The organism is Amaricoccus sp. B4 (assembly GCF_043226085.1).
GTDB lineage: Bacteria > Pseudomonadota > Alphaproteobacteria > Rhodobacterales > Rhodobacteraceae > Amaricoccus.
Window position 1 is genome coordinate 1117188 of record NZ_CP171225.1, and the last position, 17081, is coordinate 1134268.

The 17081-nt window shown below is 68.1% G+C and carries 21 protein-coding genes and 1 pseudogene; 3 read left to right on the plus strand and 19 right to left on the minus strand.

From position 1 onward, the window contains the following. Positions 1 to 89 precede the first annotated feature (89 nt). The 3 genes from ACF66B_RS05300 to ACF66B_RS05310 are packed head-to-tail and all read right to left on the minus strand — an operon-like array spanning position 90 to position 1912. Complete coding sequence (locus ACF66B_RS05300; RefSeq protein WP_111431317.1) at positions 90 to 527, minus strand: hypothetical protein; 438 nt, start codon at positions 525 to 527, stop codon at positions 90 to 92. Next, positions 527 to 1468, minus strand: coding sequence for a phage tail tube protein (locus ACF66B_RS05305; protein ID WP_111431316.1), 942 nt, complete (start codon positions 1466 to 1468; stop codon positions 527 to 529). The genes ACF66B_RS05300 and ACF66B_RS05305 overlap by 1 nt, the downstream gene beginning before the upstream one ends. Before the next feature lie 24 nt (positions 1469 to 1492). Continuing rightward, positions 1493 to 1912 (minus strand): acyl-CoA transferase, encoded by a 420-nt coding sequence (locus tag ACF66B_RS05310; protein WP_111431315.1) that lies wholly within the window; start codon positions 1910 to 1912, stop codon positions 1493 to 1495. On the opposite strand from ACF66B_RS05310, the gene ACF66B_RS05315 reads away from it, so the two are divergent. Further along, positions 1912 to 3003 (plus strand): hypothetical protein, encoded by a 1092-nt coding sequence (locus ACF66B_RS05315; RefSeq protein ID WP_392664262.1) that lies wholly within the window; start codon positions 1912 to 1914, stop codon positions 3001 to 3003. The two genes, ACF66B_RS05310 and ACF66B_RS05315, sit on opposite strands and share 1 nt — an antisense overlap. Positions 3004 to 3023: 20 nt before the next feature. Here the strand turns inward: ACF66B_RS05315 and ACF66B_RS05320 are convergent, their stop codons facing one another. The 8 genes from ACF66B_RS05320 to ACF66B_RS05355 form a co-directional block, all read right to left on the minus strand. Next, entirely contained in the window at positions 3024 to 3659 is a 636-nt protein-coding gene (locus ACF66B_RS05320) for a DUF6441 family protein (RefSeq protein WP_111431314.1), read from the minus strand. After that, entirely contained in the window at positions 3656 to 3967 is a 312-nt protein-coding gene (locus ACF66B_RS05325; RefSeq protein ID WP_111431313.1) for a hypothetical protein, read from the minus strand. Before ACF66B_RS05325 ends, ACF66B_RS05320 begins: the two co-directional genes overlap by 4 nt. After that, a complete protein-coding gene (locus ACF66B_RS05330; RefSeq protein WP_111431312.1) occupies positions 3967 to 4302 on the minus strand; it encodes a DUF2190 family protein in 336 nt (111 codons plus the stop codon). The genes ACF66B_RS05325 and ACF66B_RS05330 overlap by 1 nt, the downstream gene beginning before the upstream one ends. 83 nt (positions 4303 to 4385) lie before the next feature. Beyond that, positions 4386 to 6449 carry a prohead protease/major capsid protein fusion protein gene (locus ACF66B_RS05335; RefSeq protein WP_392664265.1) on the minus strand — a complete coding sequence of 688 codons (2064 nt, stop codon included), beginning with the start codon at positions 6447 to 6449 and terminating at the stop codon, positions 4386 to 4388. 13 nt (positions 6450 to 6462) lie between these two features. Then, positions 6463 to 7974: a phage portal protein gene (locus ACF66B_RS05340; protein WP_392664267.1), complete on the minus strand. Its 1512-nt coding sequence runs from the start codon at positions 7972 to 7974 to the stop codon at positions 6463 to 6465. After that, the gene (locus tag ACF66B_RS05345; protein ID WP_111432111.1) at positions 7974 to 8180 is read right to left on the minus strand and encodes a phage head-tail joining protein; all 207 of its coding nucleotides are present in this window, start codon (positions 8178 to 8180) and stop codon (positions 7974 to 7976) included. Before ACF66B_RS05345 ends, ACF66B_RS05340 begins: the two co-directional genes overlap by 1 nt. Next, entirely contained in the window at positions 8180 to 10174 is a 1995-nt protein-coding gene (locus tag ACF66B_RS05350) for a phage terminase large subunit family protein (protein WP_111432110.1), read from the minus strand. The genes ACF66B_RS05345 and ACF66B_RS05350 overlap by 1 nt, the downstream gene beginning before the upstream one ends. Next, positions 10125 to 10685 carry a hypothetical protein gene (locus ACF66B_RS05355; RefSeq protein WP_111432109.1) on the minus strand — a complete coding sequence of 187 codons (561 nt, stop codon included), beginning with the start codon at positions 10683 to 10685 and terminating at the stop codon, positions 10125 to 10127. Before ACF66B_RS05355 ends, ACF66B_RS05350 begins: the two co-directional genes overlap by 50 nt. A 113-nt stretch (positions 10686 to 10798) precedes the next feature. Here ACF66B_RS05355 and ACF66B_RS05360 point away from each other — a divergent pair, with 113 nt between their 5' ends. Both ACF66B_RS05360 and ACF66B_RS05365 read left to right on the plus strand, forming a co-directional pair. Next, positions 10799 to 11071 (plus strand): hypothetical protein, encoded by a 273-nt coding sequence (locus ACF66B_RS05360; protein WP_111432108.1) that lies wholly within the window; start codon positions 10799 to 10801, stop codon positions 11069 to 11071. Positions 11072 to 11166: 95 nt separating this feature from the next. After that, a complete protein-coding gene (locus ACF66B_RS05365; RefSeq protein ID WP_111432107.1) occupies positions 11167 to 11685 on the plus strand; it encodes a DUF3489 domain-containing protein in 519 nt (172 codons plus the stop codon). A 57-nt stretch (positions 11686 to 11742) separates the two neighbouring features. On the opposite strand, the gene ACF66B_RS05370 is transcribed toward ACF66B_RS05365, so the two are convergent. From ACF66B_RS05370 to ACF66B_RS05405, 8 genes and pseudogenes are all read right to left on the minus strand, one after another. Then, a complete protein-coding gene (locus ACF66B_RS05370) occupies positions 11743 to 12447 on the minus strand; it encodes a hypothetical protein (RefSeq protein WP_162683476.1) in 705 nt (234 codons plus the stop codon). Positions 12448 to 12567: 120 nt separating this feature from the next. Continuing rightward, positions 12568 to 12798, minus strand: a complete 231-nt coding sequence (locus ACF66B_RS05375) for a hypothetical protein (RefSeq protein ID WP_111432105.1) — start codon at positions 12796 to 12798, stop codon at positions 12568 to 12570. Next, positions 12795 to 13205 carry a hypothetical protein gene (locus ACF66B_RS05380; RefSeq protein WP_392664917.1) on the minus strand — a complete coding sequence of 137 codons (411 nt, stop codon included), beginning with the start codon at positions 13203 to 13205 and terminating at the stop codon, positions 12795 to 12797. The genes ACF66B_RS05375 and ACF66B_RS05380 overlap by 4 nt, the downstream gene beginning before the upstream one ends. Positions 13206 to 13323: 118 nt before the next feature. Beyond that, a pseudogene (locus ACF66B_RS05385) lies at positions 13324 to 13830 on the minus strand (DNA cytosine methyltransferase); the annotation flags it as partial. A gap of 4 nt (positions 13831 to 13834) precedes the next feature. After that, entirely contained in the window at positions 13835 to 15172 is a 1338-nt protein-coding gene (locus ACF66B_RS05390; protein WP_111432082.1) for a site-specific DNA-methyltransferase, read from the minus strand. Between the two features lie 459 nt (positions 15173 to 15631). Continuing rightward, entirely contained in the window at positions 15632 to 16060 is a 429-nt protein-coding gene (locus ACF66B_RS05395) for a DUF6362 family protein (RefSeq protein WP_111432081.1), read from the minus strand. Further along, complete coding sequence (locus ACF66B_RS05400; RefSeq protein WP_111432080.1) at positions 16053 to 16253, minus strand: hypothetical protein; 201 nt, start codon at positions 16251 to 16253, stop codon at positions 16053 to 16055. The genes ACF66B_RS05395 and ACF66B_RS05400 overlap by 8 nt, the downstream gene beginning before the upstream one ends. Further along, positions 16250 to 16771 (minus strand): hypothetical protein, encoded by a 522-nt coding sequence (locus ACF66B_RS05405; protein ID WP_111432079.1) that lies wholly within the window; start codon positions 16769 to 16771, stop codon positions 16250 to 16252. Before ACF66B_RS05405 ends, ACF66B_RS05400 begins: the two co-directional genes overlap by 4 nt. Positions 16772 to 17081 lie beyond the last annotated feature (310 nt).

Here is a 17081-nt window from a genome sequence, read left to right on the forward strand (position 1 = left end):
GATCACCGCGCCGGGCAGGACGCGCAGCTGGCCGCCGAGCCGGCCGACGAGATCCCAGACCTGCCAGCCCTCATCCGTCCAGGGGCGGTTCAGCCGCGCCGGGCAGTCTTCGCACGCTTGCGTGCAGGCGTCGCAGTATCGGTCGCCCCCGCCGAAGGACCATTCGGCGAGAGCGCGGAGGCGTTTTTTTCCTGTTCCAGCAGCAGACCCTTCGAGACGTAGGTCAGCTGGAAGGCTTCGAAGATCGGCCAGACATCGAGCAGCGCGTCGATGGCCTCGGGGCTCGGGTCGATGGGCTTGCCGTGGGCGTCGCCGATGCCCTCCCAGGCGAGCACGGCCCGTCGCGCCAGCGCCTTGGCGAAGGCGACGGCGCGCTCCTCGTCGGAGGCGTCCTCGGGCACCGCCTCGACGGCCGGGTCGCTGCGGGTCGCCACCATCAGCGCGGTGGTCAGCGGGCGCAGCTGCACCCGGACGCCGGGCGAGAGGTCATGCCAGCGCGGCGCGTTGGTCAGGTCGAGCGTGAGCATCAGTAGGTCTCCACATCGTTCACGAGGGTGGCGGTGCACATCCGGCCGACGACGCTGTCGCGGGCGGCCTGCCAGTCGAAGGTGGCCTGCACGCCCTGCGGCCCGGAAATCTCGATGCGCGGGCGCGGCAGGTAGACGGCGTGCACGGTGAAGGTGAAGCTCTCGCCCGAAGGCAGGACGTAGGCGAATTCCATCTCGCAGGCCTCGCCATTGATCGCCTGCGTCACCAGAGTCTGGTCGGCGAAGCGCACCTCGATCCGGCCGGTCAGCGCGGCGATGGACGGGTCCGCCCCGTCGATCCGGCCGTCCGAGCGGATCGTCTCGATCCGGTCGAGGTTGTTGGCATAGGTGATCTCGGCCGAGACGACGTTGCCGAGCGCGGTCCCGTTCCGCGTGATCGCCCCGTTGAAATGGCCGAACCGCTTCAGCTCCAGCGCAGTCGGCGTTCCGGCGCTGGTGGTTGTGCCGACCGTCTCGCCCTGTGCCACCAGCCGCGCCGTTGCCGTCAGCAAGCCGGAGCGCTGCATCTGCCAGGTGATCTGGTCGAGCACGCAGCCCGAGTACATCGCGTATCGGGGCACCTCTGGCATGCCAGTCTCGATCGACATGCTGGGCAGCGTCCAGGACCCTGACTGGAACTCGTGGGTGTACGGCGCTTCCACACCCGTGGTCGTGGGTGCGCCGAACGCCGCCTTCAGCCAGAAGCCGAACGCCTCGGCGTCGAGGGGCACGACGACATCGCCATCGGCCGTCACGGCATCCTTGATCGGCGCCAGCGGATCGCGGCCGTAGCCGAGAAGCTCCGAGTTCAGCAGCGGCTGCTCCGCCCCCAGCGAGGTGCTGGCGAAGGGCATGCGGGTGAAGCCGCTCGCGGGCGGCGTGCCATAGGTCGTCTCGAACGCAAGCGCCATCAGCGCCCGCGCCCCTTGGGCTCGTGCCATGGTTTTCTCCTCGGATTGTCGGGATCAGCTGAGTGGGTCAGCCGTGGAATAGTGCAGCACCACCGGGATCACGGCCGCCTTAAAGCTGGCCGCGCCCTCGACCGGCAGATCGACAGACCGCGGCGCTTCGGCCTCGACCCAGTCGCAGAGCCCGCCCAGCGTGCGGTCGGCGGCGAGCGCCATGCCGATGCTGGTGGTCAGCGTGTCGAATGCGACGTCACGCGCCGCGCCCTGCACGACCGCCTCGATCTCGGCGCGATGCTGGTAGTGGTAGCGCAGGGGCGACAGCGTGACGTCTGGCTCCCCCGGCTCGCCATCGCGGAGGATCAGCAGGCCATCGGCCGGCACGCGCTCGGGCAGTACCTCGCCGCGCAGGGCGGTGGCGGGCAGCGCCGTAAGCCGCGCATGCAGCGCGGCGAGGATGGTTTCGCGATAGGTGGGCATTGGCGGCCAGCCATTATTGGATGAGCGTTGCTGTGGCGGCTAACAGTACTGTCTGGCAAAGAAAATTTGGTGCGTGTAGCTTCGAACGCATGTTCAGTCAGTCGACAGAAATGAGCGCTTCGGATCGGCAACCGACCTACCTTACTCTGCACGGCGTTCCCCTTTCGGACGTCCCGCGCAGCGGTGTGGTCTACTTTTCGTTTGATCCCCAGGGAGTCTGGCGTGCCAGCACTGGTGATTTTTCCCATGAGATCGAGAATATTTGTGTTCGAATTCACGATGCCCTTGCAGCACAAATATTTGATGGGATTGGACAATACCACGCGATACTTCCGAAAGTGCAAGAGTGGGTCGTGACTGCCGGACTAAACTCAGAAGCGCCAATCTCCCGTGAACTCTTCGAAAAACTCGTTGGCGCAAACAGCGACCCGACGACTCACAAACTCCTATACTTGCATGACTGCCGCAGGCTGGTTTCTGGCATTCAGGAGGCACTGATCGAGGTCGTCCAACTTCAGGGCGAATTCTACAAAACGCTCAACTTGGAAGAACTCTTCTATCCCCCCGGCGTCAGCCCGGATGGAATTCGGCACATCGGTTCACCAGTAACCGCAAAGTTGATCGCCCTCATTAACGTGATCTACATTCGTCTGCACAGCCTTCTGGACTACGCCACGAAACTTGTCTTTGAAGCCGAGCATATAAGAACAGATTTCAGTCGCTACCCTCGTTTGGCGTCGAAAAACAAGCTCTTCGGCGACCGGCGTCGCATTTCACTCAACAATAAAACCGGGACGCTATTTGAGCCCTGCGATCTGGTCACGGAAACGGAGGCCCTCCGAAACCTGATCATCCACGACGGATTTTTTGACGAACAACCCAAGGTCTATGAAGTTAGGGCGAATGGAGTCGTGCAAGAGCGGTTTATTCTCATGCCCGACCGTGAGAACGGACGCCTCACATCATATGGCAACAGAAACCTCTTTTACGGCAATGAAGATAAGATCAACATGCGCTTGCCCAGTTTCATCGCCGAATTCCAGAAGCGACTTTTGCTGACGGTCAAAGAAACACTGAGGATCCTCAGCTAGCGCGGTGGCGCGCCACTTCTTCAGTTGATATGCCCTTCCACCCAGTTCGCCACAATCAGCCCCGGCACACTGTCCAACGCCCGGTCTGCATCCCGCGCGAGTTCCAGCCGCTTTGGCAGCTTGACCTGTGGGACCAGCAGGAAGATCGGTGCGGTGACCTGGTTGCGGCCGGTCTTCGCGCGCGACGCCACCGCCTGACCGCGGGTGTTGATCCGGGCGCGGTCGGCGACCAGCAGGCTCGGCCCACGCCGGCGGTAGACGAAGCGCAGGCGCAGCCCGCGGCGGCGTTCCCATTCCCCGGGGGTGAGCTTGCCGCCGCGGAGGCCTCGGCCAGCGGCCTCGGTCGGGATCGCCAGCCAGAACCCGTCTTTCGAGCGGATCAACGGGCCGGTGTCGTGGGCGCCGACGATGACCGGGGCCTTGGACCAGACCAGCGCCGCGGCATTCGGGCTCTCGCCGGCCTTGGGATAGGTCTGGCTCCGGATCGAGTTCGCCAGCCGCCGCCCGAGGCCCGCGCCGGTGATCTGCCCGCGCCATGCGGTCTTGAGCCCGGTCCCAGCCTCGCGCATGGCGGCGGTGACGGCCTTCTCCCCGGCCTTCACCTCGGCCGCCATGGCGGCGACGAGATCGGGCGTGATGTCGAGCTTCAGCTTCACGCGGGCCTCAGATCCACGGTCCAGACGAGCCGCTCGCGGTCGCGAACCGGCTCGCCCTGGATGAGGAAGGCCTCGCCGTCGATCTCGATCCGGTCGCCGGGATGCGGGTTGGCGACCTCGACGAGGCGCAGATCCAGCCGAGTGGTTTCCGACCAGATGCGTGCCTCGCCGAAGCCGGTGATGTCGTCCGGCCTCCTGAGGATCGCGCGGACCAGCGCGGGCGCGCCGCCCTCGGCGGTGTAGACGACGTCGCGCGCGAGGTGCGCGTCCGCGAAGAGCGCGTCGAGGGCGGCGGCGAAGGCGGTCATCAGAAGCTGCCGTTCAGGCGCACCCTGCCGATGGTGTCGCCGGCGCCGCCGGCCACCGCCTCGACGGCGACGCCGATGAGGGTGTTGTCGGTGGCGACCGTGGTGCAGCGTTTGTTGGTGTCGTCCCAGTACACCTTGGCGCCGACGGTCCAGGCCTGCGAGCCGACCTTGGTGAGGTCGAAGACGCCTGTGAGCGCGGCCTCGATGGTCGCGCCGCTCGCGGCATCGCCGGCCGCCACGCCGAAGATGGCGCCGACGAGAAGGCCGTCGCCGGAGGTCACGGCGTATGGCGCGGTCAGAGAAAGGGTGTTGCCGGGCTGGACGTAGTTCTTCATCGCGCATTCCTTTCGCGGAACGACGACGGGCGGCGCGAGGGCCGCCCGTGCGTCAGGGATCAGGGTTCAGGGGATGGCCCGGCTCACGCGCCGGGGTTCTTGTAGAGGCCGCGCCAGTCGATGGCCTTGGCACCGAAGTCGAGGCGGCACTTGATCTCGACGCCGTCGACGTCGAAGCCGTTGCGCGTCTCGATGTAGGCGCCCTGCTGGCTCTCGAGATAGGCGTACTCGATGGTGTCGATCTGGTTCGGGCTCGCCGCCAGGTACCAGGCGGTCTCGCTGGCCGCGTCGAGCCGGGGCTCGGCGATGGGCGAGAGCGTGCGGATCGACTGCGGCACCACGTTGCCGCTCTGGGCGGGCACGAGGTTCTGGGCGACCAGCTGCTCGGCCTTCAGCTCCAGCGCCGCCGGCACGATCAGGAAGGCGGGGCGGATGTTCAGCACCGTCTTCTTGTCGAGGCCGGTCTGCTTGCGCATCGCCGCCCGCGCGAGGCCCACGCTGTCCACCCCGAGCGCCGCGCCGCTGCCGGCGAGGTTCTTGTGGGTCGAATGGAACAGCGCCGTGCCGTCCGCCATCGCCGGGTTCGACGTCACGATGTCCCAGACCACGTCCGACTCCAGCTGCGCGATCGAGTTGCCGTACATCGCCGGGATGCGCGTGAAGGCGTCGAGATCGTCGTTGATCAGCACCTGCCGGGTGATGGCGACGACGCGGCCGTAGGTCTCGATGCGGTAACTCTCCTTGCTCTCGCCGAGGGTGCCGCGCTTGAACTCGCCGCTTTCGCCCACCTTCAGGAGCTGCGGCGCCTCGCCCAGCTGGACCCGATGCATCGCCTTGAAGTCGGTCGCCAGCACCTGCCGGCAGAAGAGCGGGAAGGTCCGCGGATAGGCCTCGTAGGCCTGGCGCAGCGTCTTGTTGGTGACGGCAGCCAGGATCTCGGGGAAGTCCGAGGTCGAGTGGAGTGCCCGCGTCGCCACCTCGTCGCGCGAGAGGCCGCGAGTGCTGGCGCCCGCCGTCTCGAGGCTTTCGCGGGCGAGTTCCATCAGCGTCATGCCGCGATATTCGCGGGCCGCGTCTTCCAGCGGGAAGAGCGTCGGGCTGTAGCGATGCAGGAGCGCGCTGGAAATGGCCTCGCGCCGCGTGACCGTGGCGTCGCGCCCGCCGAGCGGGATCGAGACATGGGGGAAGGTCCGGGTCTCGTCCGCCTTCGCCGCGACCTGGTCGAGGATCAGCCGGCGCGCCTCGTCGATGGAGACGCCGCGCTTGATCAGGTCGTCGGCGAAGCCGCGCTCGAGCTGCAGCTTGTCGGCCAGCCCGTGGATCGTAGAGACGCGCTCGCGCTCCTGCGCGCGGGCCTCGCTGACCAGCGCGTCGGTGTCGACGCTGCGGTTGCGGTCCTCCGGCGCCGGGTCGGGCGCGGGCTTCATCGCCTTGGACTTGGTCTCGGCGGCGCGGGTCTGCGTGTCGGCAGCGCCGGTCTTGTCGTCGGTCATCTGGGTCTCCTCGGGCGCTGCCGTGGTGTTGCTCTGCTCGGCCGTCGCGGCCGGGGTCTCGGTCCTGTCGGTCATCGGGGATGCTCCTTGCTCTGTGGGGGCGTCCCGGCGGTGGAGGACGCAGTCGTGATGTTCGCCCTTGGTGCGGAAGCCAGCGGCGGGATCGGCGCCGACCGGCACGGCGGAGATCTCGAACGGGGTCCAGTCCACCGCCCGCCAGAGCTCGCGCTGGCCGTCGGGTTTCGAGATCTCGAAGCGGTGGACCTGGTAGCCGATGGAGACCGCGCGGATGTGCCCGGCCTCGATGTCGCGCCAGATGTCGCCGACGGCGTCGCGCTCGGAGAGCCGGATGCGGGCGATGCCCTGTCCGTTCTCGATCCGCGCCGAGCCCGGGACGACCGAGCCGATCACCGCGTCGAGATCATGCGCCTCGTGCACCTTCAGGAAGGGCGCGCCCGCGTTCAGCCGCTCGAGCCGCACATGCTCGGGGGCCATGCTGAGCTCCTCGTCATGCGGCTCGCCGAAGAGCGTGGCGCGGCGCACTCGGGCGCCGGTCGACCAGATCACCTCGACGCTGCGGGTCTCGGGGTCGATGCTGTTCGGCGCAAGCTCCGCCGACCGGCGGAAGGCCGGCAGTTCGATCGTCTGCTCCATGTGTGGATCCTCGTCAGGCCGCGTCAGTTTCCGGATCGTCCGGATCGGTCGCGGGGTCGGCCGGCGCATTGGATTGCGCGCTGCCGGTCTTGGTGACCCGGCGCGGGTCGCTGTCGAGCACGAGGCCCAGTTCGTCGAGCTTGGCGTTCGTGGTCGCGATCTCGGCCAGCACCGCGTCGGGGTTGCGGCCCTGCCGGGCGATGGCCTCGGCCAGCGTCATCGTGCCCGAGCGGATCGCGAGCAGGTCCGCCATCGCGTCCTTCTGCGGATCGACCGCCTCGAACTTCGGCGGCGACCACTCCACCGGCACCTCGGGCGTGGGGATGCGCCCCGCCGCCCACGCGGCTTCCGTGAACCAGCGCCAGACAGGTGCGCAGAACATCGGAATGAAGAGCTGCCACTGGACCGCGTCGATCATCCGGCGGAACTCCACGAGCCCGGCGCGGATCGACGAATAGTTCACCTGGCTGAGATCCCCGGTCAGCAGCTCGTAGGGCACGCGGAAGCCGGCCGAGATCGTGTGCAGGCTCGCGCGCTTGTACTCGCCGTAGCCGCCCGTGGCCGCGGGCTGGTTGAAGCGGATGTCCTTGCCGCCACGGGCATAGGCGATCAGCCCCGGCTCGAACTGCTCGACGCGGTTGCCATCCGCGTCGACGACTGCGGGCGCGATGCCCTGCTGGGCTTCCTCGTCGCCGAAGACGATGGCGGTGACGCAGGCCTCCGTCTTCTTGCGGACGATCTCAGCCACCTCGTAGTCGTCGAGATCGCGCAGCGCCCGGATCACCGGCGCGCCCCAGGGCACCCCGCGCGCCTGCGTGCGCTGCTTCTCGTAGACATGGGCGATCTCGCTGGCCGGCACCGCACGGCTGGTGAGCCCGCCCGTCAGGCTGAGCGTCGCGTCGCCCGGATGCGCGCCGAAGAGCCAGTAGGCCCGGCGCCGCCCGAGCGCGTCGAACTCGATGCCCTGCACCGCCTGGCTCGCGCCGAGCGCGCCGTTGCGGGTCGCGTCGAGGAAGTCAGCCTCGAGCAGCTGCAACTGCACGGGCGGCATCACGCCGTCGCCAGGGCGCCGCGGCCGGCGACGCACCAGCACTTCGCCGGCCTCGACCATCTCTCGGCAGGCGAGCGTCTGCAAGCCGTAGAAGTCGAGCTGGCTGTCGGCATCGCAATCCCGCGCCCAGATCTCGAAGAGCCGGTCCACCTCGCGGTCGAGCGCGGCATCCCCGCTCGCCGCACGCGGCATGATCCCGGCGCCGACGATGTTGTTGACGAGCACCGAGACCGCCTTGGCTGCGTGCGGGTTGTTGCGCACCAGGTCTCGCATGCGGTCACGCAGCAACGCGCCGGCCCGGCCGATCTCGGCATCGGCCGAGGATCCGGGCGCGTGCCAGCCATCCGTGCGCCGGCCGCGGGCCGCACCCTCGTAGGAACGCGCGAGCCCTTCGAAAGCCTGTCGCGCCAGAACGCGGCGCGTGGCCGTGCGCGGGGCGACGCTCGCGATGGCCCTGTCGAGCCAGGAGACCATCAGCGGTCCCCGCGCGAGAAGCCGGCGAAGCCCGCGATGGGCCGCGCCGTCGCCCCGGCGATCTGGCGCTCGATGGTGCGGATGCGCCCGAGCAGATCCTCGGCCGAACCGTAATCCACGGTCTTGCCGTCGTAGCTCACCCGCGTGGTGCCGCTCGCATAAGCGCGCCGCAGCGCCGCGAGCTCCGCTTCCGTCCAGTCCGCCATCAGAACCATCCTTCCCGCCGCCCGAGCCAGTCGGAGCGGCGCTTTCCCTGCGGACCCGCGTCGGGTCGCCCGATCAGGCCGGCGGGGCTGTCCGTCCCGCTCGGCACGCCGAGTTGTGCTTCGAGATCGGCCCATGTCGCCTCGGGCCAGCGATCCGCACCGGCGATCCAGGCGGCGGCGCGGGCATAGACCCGGCAGTCCAGCGACTCGTTTCGCTCGCGGATCTTCTGCCATTCGAGCTTCGCGAAGCCGCGCCGGTTGCGCACCGTCACCAGCTGCTCGGCCGTTAATTGCCGGATCCACTCCGTGTCGGCCCAACCGGGCAGATGCACCGTGCCCGGCGGGAACGCCGCACCATCCGCCAGCTCCTCGGCCGTCGGCCGGGCAAGCCGCAGGAAGCGGTAGGTCTCGGCCTTGAAGGTCGAAGTCGCCACGGTCCAGAGCCGCGCACCCCGGCGCAGCCGCTTCCCGCCCGCGGTCGCATCCACGAAGGTCGGCCCCGACACCGGGCTCGCCCGGTTGAACCCTTCGAGCCCCTTGACCGGCGCGACCTGCGCAAAGCCGACCGAGCGCGCCCAGCCATAGACCGCGGCCGTCTCATAGCCCGTGTCGATGGCGAGCCGTGCAAGACCAAGCTCCGCACCGCCGGCATGCCGCCAGTTGCGGCCGAGCAGATCGGTCAGAGCCTCCCAGGCATCGGGCTGCGCCGGGCCGCCCTCGATCACGACATGATCGATGAGCCAGCTTTCGAGGCCACGGCCCCAAGCCCAGACATCGACCTCGATCCGGTCTTTCTGCACGTCCGCCCCGGCGGTCAGGAACAGCCCGCCCGCGGGAACGGTGCCCGCCGGCCAGTCCTCCCGCCGCTCGGCGATGCGCTGCCAGTCCGGCGCGTCGCCGGTCTCGATCCAGGTCTCGCCGAGCACCGTGTTGCGGAACACCCTCTCGGCCTCGTCCGAGCCCGCCGCCGTCTCCTTGTCCCGCGCGATATCGGCCCAGCTCTTCCATCCCGGCGGCGAATAGAGCGCCGAGAGATGAAACCCCACCGTCCGCGCATCGCGGGCCTCTGCGGTGGCCCGCCATTCGCCCGCGGCCAGCATCGCCGGCTTGTGGTGCTCATCGATCGGCTTGTCGCAGGCATCGCAGTGATACGCCGCCGTCTCCGGTTTGCCCTTCTCCCAGCGCAGCCGCTCGAACCGCAGCCACTGAGTCGCGCCGCAATGCGGGCACGGCACGAAGAACCGCCGCTGGTCGCTCGCCTCGTATTCCCGTTCGATCCGGCTGACGCCGCGGATCGTCGGCGTCGAGACCAGGAACACCTTCCGCCGGTGCGCGAAGGTCAGCGAGCGCGCCTCGGCGAGCCCGACCGGGTCGCCTTCCTCGTCGGCCGAGGCCGGATAGGCGTCGACCTCGTCGAGGAAGACGTAGCGCGCGGGCATCGAGCGCAGCCCCACCGCCGAGTTCGCGCCGGTCATCACCAGCACGCCGCCCGGGAAGTCCTTCGAAAGCTGCGTGTTGCCGCTGTCGCGCGCCCGCGCCGGGCGGACGCGTTCCTTCAGCGCCGGGCTTTCCTCGATCAGCGGGTCGATCCGCTGGCGCGAGTTCCGCTTGGCCAGTTCCACCGTCGGCTGGACTGCGAGCATCGGCCCCGGCGCGTGGTGGATCACGAAGCCGATCCAGTTGTTGCCGGCCTCCGTCGCGCCGACCTGCGCGGCCTTCATGAACACCACCCGCTGGGTCGGATCGCCGGGCGAGAGCGCGTCCATGATCGCGCGCATGTAGGGCGTGCGCTCGGTGCGGTATCGACCGGGCTCGGCGCTCGCGCGCGAACTCAGCCAGCGATGCCTGTCCGACCATTCCGAGACGGTCAGCCAGGGATCGGGCGTGAGCCCGCGGCCCCAGGCTTGGAGCAGCGCCTGCGCCCCGTCGAACGCAGTGACCTCGTCAGAGGGCGATCCGGGGCTGGGCGAGTTGCTCGAGATGGGCGCGGACATGGGCCTCCAGAACCTTCTGCATGGCCGCCGTCTCCGTTCCCAACTCCGCCGCCATCAGCGCAGCCACCCGCGCCGGCCAGTTCACCCAGGCATCGCGTTCCTCGCGCGCGAGCCGGAAGACCAGCGCCGTGGCGCGGTCGCGATCAACCAGTTCGCCCTTCAGCTTGGCGAGCCGGATGCGCCGCTCCTGCGCCTTCAGCACCTCATGCGCCGTCTTCGCCTGCAGGAAGGTCGTCCCGCCCCCTGTGACCGGCGCGGCCATGCCCTGTTCCCGCAGCGTGTCGCCGACCGCCGAGACCGCCGCCTCGGACACCGGCTTCAGCTTCGTCTCCTTCGGCGCCTTCCTGGTCTTCGACGGATCGGTCGCATCCGCCCGCAGCCGGTCCGAGGCTGCGGCGTCGATGCTGCCATCCTCGTGCAGGACGAGCCGACCGGCGGCCTTCGCCTTCTGGATCGCGCCGCGCGACAGCCCGACATGGGCGGCGTACTGGCGCTCGCTCATGCCCTGCATCGCCAGCCTCGATTATCATTCAAAGTCAGGCGCTTATCGAGTTGATAAGCCCCGCAGACAGAGGGAACGTGATCCCACGGAGACGATGCAACTCGACCCAAGGAGCCACCACGATGACCACCCGCCTGAACCCGATCACCACCCCGCGCCACGAACTCCGCGCCGAGAAGGCCCGGCGCAACAAGGAAGCCGCGCTCGCGGCCTTCATCGGCAAGAAGGCCGAGATCGACGAGATGCTCGCCCGCCTGCAGGCGCTCAGCGACGACCACTTCAACGCTCACCCCGACGACGTGAACTGGGGCCATGTCGGCATCCTCGAACACTACGCGAGCCTCCTGAAGCGCATCACCGACAGCGCCTTCGGCGAGGGCGAACACGCCCGCTGATCTCCGGCACTGCCGGAACTCCCGCCGCGCGCACTGCGCGGCTCGGGGTCGTAGAAGGCGCCGCATGTCGCGGGCCCGAATACGGAGACGACCCCATGACCCAGATCCAGCTTTCCGACGCCCAAGCCGTCATCCTGTCCACCGCCTGCGCGCGCGAGGATGGAACGGTCTTTCCCGTCACCGCCAGCCTCAAGGGCGGCGCCGTCGGCAACGTCTGCAAGAGCCTCCTGAAGCAGGGCCTGATCGAGGAAATCGCCGCCACGGACCTCAACACGGTCTGGCGGCACGACGAGGAGCGCGGCCCGATCACGCTGCGTGTCACCCCGCTCGCCTACAGCACCCTCGGGATCACGGACGAGCAGGACGAGGCGCCGCCGGCGGAAACGCCGACCGCCCCGATCCAGCGCCGGAAGGGCACCAAGCAGGAAACACTGATCGAGATGCTCCGCGCCGAGGGCGGCGCGACCATCGATGAGATCGTCGAAGCCACGGGGTGGCAAGCTCACACAGTGAGAGGCGCTATGTCCGGCGCGCTCAAGAAGAAGCTGGGCCTGACCATCACCTCCGAGAAGATCGAGGGGCGCGGCAGGGTTTACGGGATCGCCGACGACTGACGCTGCACTACACGACGGCCCCGATGCCGCCGTCCCGAATGGGATGGCGGCACCCGGTCAACTTGAAGTGGGTGTCTCGACCGGTATCACCGCGCCAGCGTCCTTCAGTATGCGCGTTGCGGCGAAGAGCCAACGCAACTCCTCTTCATCCAAGCCTTCGCCGTAGAGTTCTTGGAACAGATCGTGGTTGAGGCGGGCAATGTCGAAAATCATGAAGACATGAAGGCCGTACATCAGTTTCGCCAGCTCGTAATTGTAGACCGGCACTAGGCTGGGTGCCGCCAGATCGCCCAGTTCTACATGAACCAATTGCAGCGTAATGTCGCGTCGGGAAACATGAGCAATGGCATTCATATCGCCGTAGATCGGCCCCCACCCAGCGAGGCGCCCGCCAATCCTCGGCGTTCTCCCTTCGCGGCGCGTCCCCTGCACAAATTCGTGCATGGCCTCTATGGTTTCAATCTCTTGCTTCAGCAGCGCCGCGGCCTGTGAGTACAGGCCCTCGGATATCGCCACCTCACATGGCTCAACGCCTTGGAGAAACTGTGCCGTCAGACTCATTCTGCCTTCGACTGAGGGACCGCGTGGATCGAACTTCCTCCCTGAGAACCGATCGATGGCACGATAGATTGCGCTCAACGCGAATTCGTGCGCGACAAGCAGATCCTTCGCATCCTTCTTCCAGCGTGTTCTGACCTCATTACGCTTCGAGAGCTGATTGGCCATCAGAACGGCGGCAGGTGATGATCGGTCTTTCGTCACGAACCTGTGCTCCATGTTGCCAGAACTGATGGATCCTCCATCCTCTTCAGAGAGCTCGCAATCAAGCAACTTCGGCACACAGAGGAAAGCGTTTCCACCAGTGTGGCAGATGTTTCGTCGTCAAGGCCTACAGCACTGACGCACCCGGATCGCCTCGAAGATCCGCCGCAGGGCGAAGGACCGCGCGATGCTCACCACCGTGAACACCGCCCCCATCTTGAGGTTCTGCGCGAGCGTCGTGTGCAGCCCGAACACCGGGAAGATCAGGATCTGCGTCACGACGGCGACGCCGTAACCCACCGCCACGTTGGCGATGGCCTCAACCAGCGACATGGCACGGCTCTGCTTCATCGCGCGCCCTCATCCATCGGCCAGCAGTTGAGCTGCGAGAGTTCGGAGCGCATGCGCCGCAACCAGCGGGACCACTCCGTTGCCACAGAGCCGAAGCCGGTCCACCCGGCAGGCCAGCCCATCAGCGCCTCGACGAATGCTGGGTTCAAGGTCCGGGGCGTGGCGCAGGAACTGCCGCCAGCCGTCGGCGTCACCAGGACCTGGCGGCCAAGCAGCCCGTTCACCGGCGTGTTCGCCAGGCTCGTCGCCCCGTCCTTGTGATCCCGCGCCGTGGGCGTCATCCAGAGCCGCGTCGCATCGCAGAGCGTCGTCCCGTCGTTGCGCGGGCGCGCCGTCTCGCTGCGATTGCTCGTCAGGTTCCGCGTCCCCTTGCTGTCGCCGGCCAGCGGCGTCGGCCAGAGACGCATCATCTCCGTCCGGTTGCCGCCGCTCGACCGCGTCCCCGAGCAGGCGCGCGGGGTCGGCCAGGTGGTCGCGCTCGCGGTGGGCGAGGATGAAGAGCCGCTCGCGCCGATGGGGCGCGCCGATTTCCGCCGCCGTGAAGAGGCCCGCCGCAAGGCGGTAGCCCATGGCGACCAGTCCTCCGGCGACTTCGGGAAAGCCGAGGCGGAGATGATGGGCGACGTTCTCGAGGAACACGAAGGGCGGCTCGACCTCTCCAATGATCCGGGCGACATGGGGCCAGAGGTGCCGGGGGTCGTTCGCGCCCCTGCGCTTGCCCGCGACGGAGAACGGCTGGCACGGATAGCCCGCAGTGACGATGTCCACCGCGCCGCGCCACGGGCGGCCGTCGAAGGTTCCAACGTCGTCCCAGACAGGCGCCCGATCCAGGGCCGCGTCTTCCATCCGCGCCACGAGGATGGCCGCGGCGTAGGCGTCCCGCTCGACGTGACCCACAGTGCGATACACGGCGCATGCGAGGTGCAGCCCGAGGTCGAGCCCGCCGGCGCCGGAGCAGAGCGAGAGGCCGAAGAGGCACGCGTCGCCGGCTCCGGCCGGCAGGCCGGTGGAAGGTAGAGCCACGCCATCCACGTCGTTAGGCCGCGTGGGCCCCCTCGGCCGCGGCCGGAGTCTCGCCCAGCCGTTCGGCCTTCACCTCGGCGAAGGTCCGTCCATCGCCGTCGAGGACCGCGTCGCGGCCTGTTTTGGCCTGCCAGCGTTCCACGGCGACATCGACATAGGCCGGGCTGATTTCCATCGCGAAGACGCGGCGGCCGTTGGCTTCGCCCGCCATGATCTGCGAACCGGAGCCCGAGAACGGCTCGTAAGAGAGGCCGCCGCGGGCGACGTGCTGGCGCATCGGGATTCCGAAGGCGTCGAGCGGTTTCGGGGTCGGGTGGTCGGGCCGCTCGTCCTTGGCGAAGGACGGCATCTCCCAGGTCGAGGGCAGTGTCTGCTCGGCCACCTTCGGCGGGCGGTTCGGACGGCGCCAGCCCATGAAGCAGGGTTCGTGCTTCCAGAGGTAGTGCGAGCGAGTCAGAACGCCCCGGTCCTTCACCCAGATGATCTGCTGATGGACCAAGGCCCCCGCCTTCTCCCAGCAGGCCTCGAGCATCGCCTGGCGGCGGGAGGCGTGCCAGCAGTACCAGGCCGCATCGTCGGTGATCGCTTCGGCCACGGCCGCAGCGATGAAGCCGTCATAGAGCTCCGCACCCTGCGAACTGTCGTCCCAGGTCGTGCCGTAGGACGCGGACCAGTCCTTGTTGCGGGTCGGATGGTTCGAGCCGTCGTAATCGACGAGGTATGGCGGGTCCGTCGCGAACAGCACCGCGCGCTCGCCGTTCATCAGGCGGCGAACATCGTCGCGGCTGGTGCTGTCCCCGCAGAGCAGCCGGTGGTCGCCGAGGATCCACAGATCGCCCGTGCGCGAGGCCGGATTGCGCGGCGGCTCGGGGATGGTCACCGGAGGCACCGAGCCCCCGGCGCCTCGCTCTTCTTCACCGCCCCCGTCCGGATCGAAGGCCAGCAGCTTGTCGAGTTCGCCGTCGGAAAACCCGACCAGCGACAGATCGTAATCGTCCGCGAGCAGGTCCTGCAGTTCTGCCGACAGCAGCGCCTCGTCCCAGCTGCCGAGTTCCGTCAGCTTGTTGTCCGCGATCCGATACGCCCGGCGTTGCGCTTCGGTCAGATGCCCCAGCACGATCACCGGCGCCTCGGTCAGCCCGAGCTGCGTCGCCGCGAGCACGCGCCCGTGGCCCGCGATCAGTTCGCCGTCCTCACCAACGAGGCAGGGCACGGTCCAGCCGAACTCCGCCATGCTGGCGGCGATCTTCGCGACCTGGTCGGGCCCGTGCACCTTCGCGTTCTTCGCGTAGGGCTGGAGCTTGGCCAGCGGCCACGTCTCGATCCGCTCGGGGGCGAAGCTCAGTGTCATGGGCGGGTGGTTTCCGTCGATGAGGTGGATGCCGGCCGGACTCCGGACTCCGGATGCCGCGCCGGACTCCAGGCGGGGTCCGGCGGCGTCCGGGGTATCCGGCCCGAAGGCCAGCTTTGATTGGGGTTTGCGCGGGAGGCGGTTGGCTCCGGCTTCCGGGTGGCTTCCCGAAAATCCGGCCCTGACGCTGGCGAAATGCCGAGCCAAGCCCGCCAGCATACGCAGGTCGCGCGGAAGGAACCGCGAACTCGGCCGAGGGGCGTGGTGGGGCGGACAGCGGTCCGCAAGGAGAGGATCAGCGCCTTTCCTTTCTTAGCGGACCCGCCAACGAAAGGATGGTTTCGCTCGGGACCGCGCCGCGCGCGCCTCTCCCGAGCTTATCCCGAACCTAGCCCCCGAACCGGGTTTCTGTCCCGTCGAAAACTGTCCGCCGCACACCTTCCCCTCTGGCGCGCAGGGTTACGCGCCACCGGCCAGTTCGATCACGCGCCGCTTCGACAGGTTGCGGTTGAACCGACGCCGGTTGAGCTTCAGCGAGATGACACAGAGCCCGTAGAGCCAGTGCTGATGGGCGGCGGAGCGCTGCAGTCCGACCGTCCAGCAGATGGTCTTCCACCGCTCGCCATGGGCGCGCATCCAGGCGATCTTGCCGTCGACGGGGTCGAGGCAGGCGGTCCAGGTGAGCGTCTCCTCCATCCGGCTGATCGCCTGCGGCGAGGGAAGCACGCGCATGGGCTTCGGCTCCTGGCCCACCTTGTCGGCGAAGGAGTGGATGATCTCGGGCCACGTGCTGAAGTAGCCCTGCCGTCGCGGCTCGGGCAGGCGCTTGAGCACGAAGGCCGCTTCGGCGAGGCGGGCCTCGACGAGAGACGGAGTCCACTTATCCATGGCGCCCTCCCTCGTCGGAGGGGCGTGGCCCGTAGAGCTTTTCACCCAGCTGGCGGACGAGTTCGCGTTCCGGCCAGGTCAGGCGGGTGTCCTCGAGCGAGACGGCGAACAGACCCTGCTCGCGCCAGCCCTCACGCTTCACCTGTTCCGGATCCCGGCGATGGCCGCCGTAGCCCTTGGGATGCCACCTCATGCGACACCCCCGTTCGTCTCGATCGCCCAGAGCAGGAGCGCGATGGCGTCGGCCTCGTTGTCGTCAACGGGACTGAAGCCCCGGGCCCGCGCGGACGCGATCATCGCTTCCTTCGGCGCGTTGCCCTTTTCGGTGGCATGACGCTTGATCGTGCCGACAGGAACGCCGGCATAGGGCACGCCCCGCAGCTCGGCCCATGCGGTCAGCGTGGCCATGAGCCCGCCATAGACATGGGCCGCATCGGTTCCGGCGTGCCGACGCACCTCCTCGAACCAGATTGCGGCAATCGGTCCCGACAGGCGGTCGATCTCGGTGAGCCAGTTCGTGAAGCGCAGATAGCGCATGCCGCCACCGTCATAGCGGCCGGGCCTGAAGCTTGCGGTCCCGCTGGTGATCAGCCCTTCGGCCGAGCGCAACGCCCAGCCGGTGCTGGTGCCGAGATCCAGCGCGAGAATGCAGCGGCCGAGAGTGCCGGCAGCCGCGAGAGGCGCCGGGGCGATGTGTGGGGAGCGGTCCATGACGACCTCCTCTTCGATTGAGAGGCCGGGGCGGCACGGCTGCCGGGTGAGGGCAGCACGCGCGCCCGGACCGGGATCTCGAGGTCTGGTCACGGTCACGTCGTCGATGCCGGGGGCGCCCGGCGCTTCCTTCAATGGCTTCACCCCGTCCGCTTGAAGGAAGTGGGGCCGCAAGCCACTGACAGAATGAGGATAAATCTCTTCTTTCAAGATTTCAGTTACTTCATGGGGTATGTATGTGTCGTCCATCCCCACCCACGCGCGCGGGTCGTCTTGCGTGAAATATTGAAAGAAGCCCCCTGCGCCGGAT

Coding starts and splice junctions, on each gene's coding strand:
- ACF66B_RS05300 (WP_111431317.1), bottom strand. CDS start 527: ATGCTCACGCTCGACCTGACCAACGCGCCGCGCTGGCATGACCTCTCG.
- ACF66B_RS05305 (WP_111431316.1), bottom strand. CDS start 1,468: ATGGCACGAGCCCAAGGGGCGCGGGCGCTGATGGCGCTTGCGTTCGAG.
- ACF66B_RS05310 (WP_111431315.1), bottom strand. CDS start 1,912: ATGCCCACCTATCGCGAAACCATCCTCGCCGCGCTGCATGCGCGGCTT.
- ACF66B_RS05325 (WP_111431313.1), bottom strand. CDS start 3,967: ATGACCGCCTTCGCCGCCGCCCTCGACGCGCTCTTCGCGGACGCGCAC.
- ACF66B_RS05330 (WP_111431312.1), bottom strand. CDS start 4,302: ATGAAGAACTACGTCCAGCCCGGCAACACCCTTTCTCTGACCGCGCCA.
- ACF66B_RS05335 (WP_392664265.1), bottom strand. CDS start 6,449: ATGGAGCAGACGATCGAACTGCCGGCCTTCCGCCGGTCGGCGGAGCTT.
- ACF66B_RS05340 (WP_392664267.1), bottom strand. CDS start 7,974: ATGGTCTCCTGGCTCGACAGGGCCATCGCGAGCGTCGCCCCGCGCACG.
- ACF66B_RS05345 (WP_111432111.1), bottom strand. CDS start 8,180: ATGGCGGACTGGACGGAAGCGGAGCTCGCGGCGCTGCGGCGCGCTTAT.
- ACF66B_RS05350 (WP_111432110.1), bottom strand. CDS start 10,174: ATGTCCGCGCCCATCTCGAGCAACTCGCCCAGCCCCGGATCGCCCTCT.
- ACF66B_RS05355 (WP_111432109.1), bottom strand. CDS start 10,685: ATGCAGGGCATGAGCGAGCGCCAGTACGCCGCCCATGTCGGGCTGTCG.
- ACF66B_RS05360 (WP_111432108.1), top strand. CDS start 10,799: ATGACCACCCGCCTGAACCCGATCACCACCCCGCGCCACGAACTCCGC.
- ACF66B_RS05365 (WP_111432107.1), top strand. CDS start 11,167: ATGACCCAGATCCAGCTTTCCGACGCCCAAGCCGTCATCCTGTCCACC.
- ACF66B_RS05375 (WP_111432105.1), bottom strand. CDS start 12,798: ATGAAGCAGAGCCGTGCCATGTCGCTGGTTGAGGCCATCGCCAACGTG.
- ACF66B_RS05380 (WP_392664917.1), bottom strand. CDS start 13,205: ATGCGTCTCTGGCCGACGCCGCTGGCCGGCGACAGCAAGGGGACGCGG.
- ACF66B_RS05390 (WP_111432082.1), bottom strand. CDS start 15,172: ATGACACTGAGCTTCGCCCCCGAGCGGATCGAGACGTGGCCGCTGGCC.
- ACF66B_RS05395 (WP_111432081.1), bottom strand. CDS start 16,060: ATGGATAAGTGGACTCCGTCTCTCGTCGAGGCCCGCCTCGCCGAAGCG.
- ACF66B_RS05400 (WP_111432080.1), bottom strand. CDS start 16,253: ATGAGGTGGCATCCCAAGGGCTACGGCGGCCATCGCCGGGATCCGGAA.
- ACF66B_RS05405 (WP_111432079.1), bottom strand. CDS start 16,771: ATGGACCGCTCCCCACACATCGCCCCGGCGCCTCTCGCGGCTGCCGGC.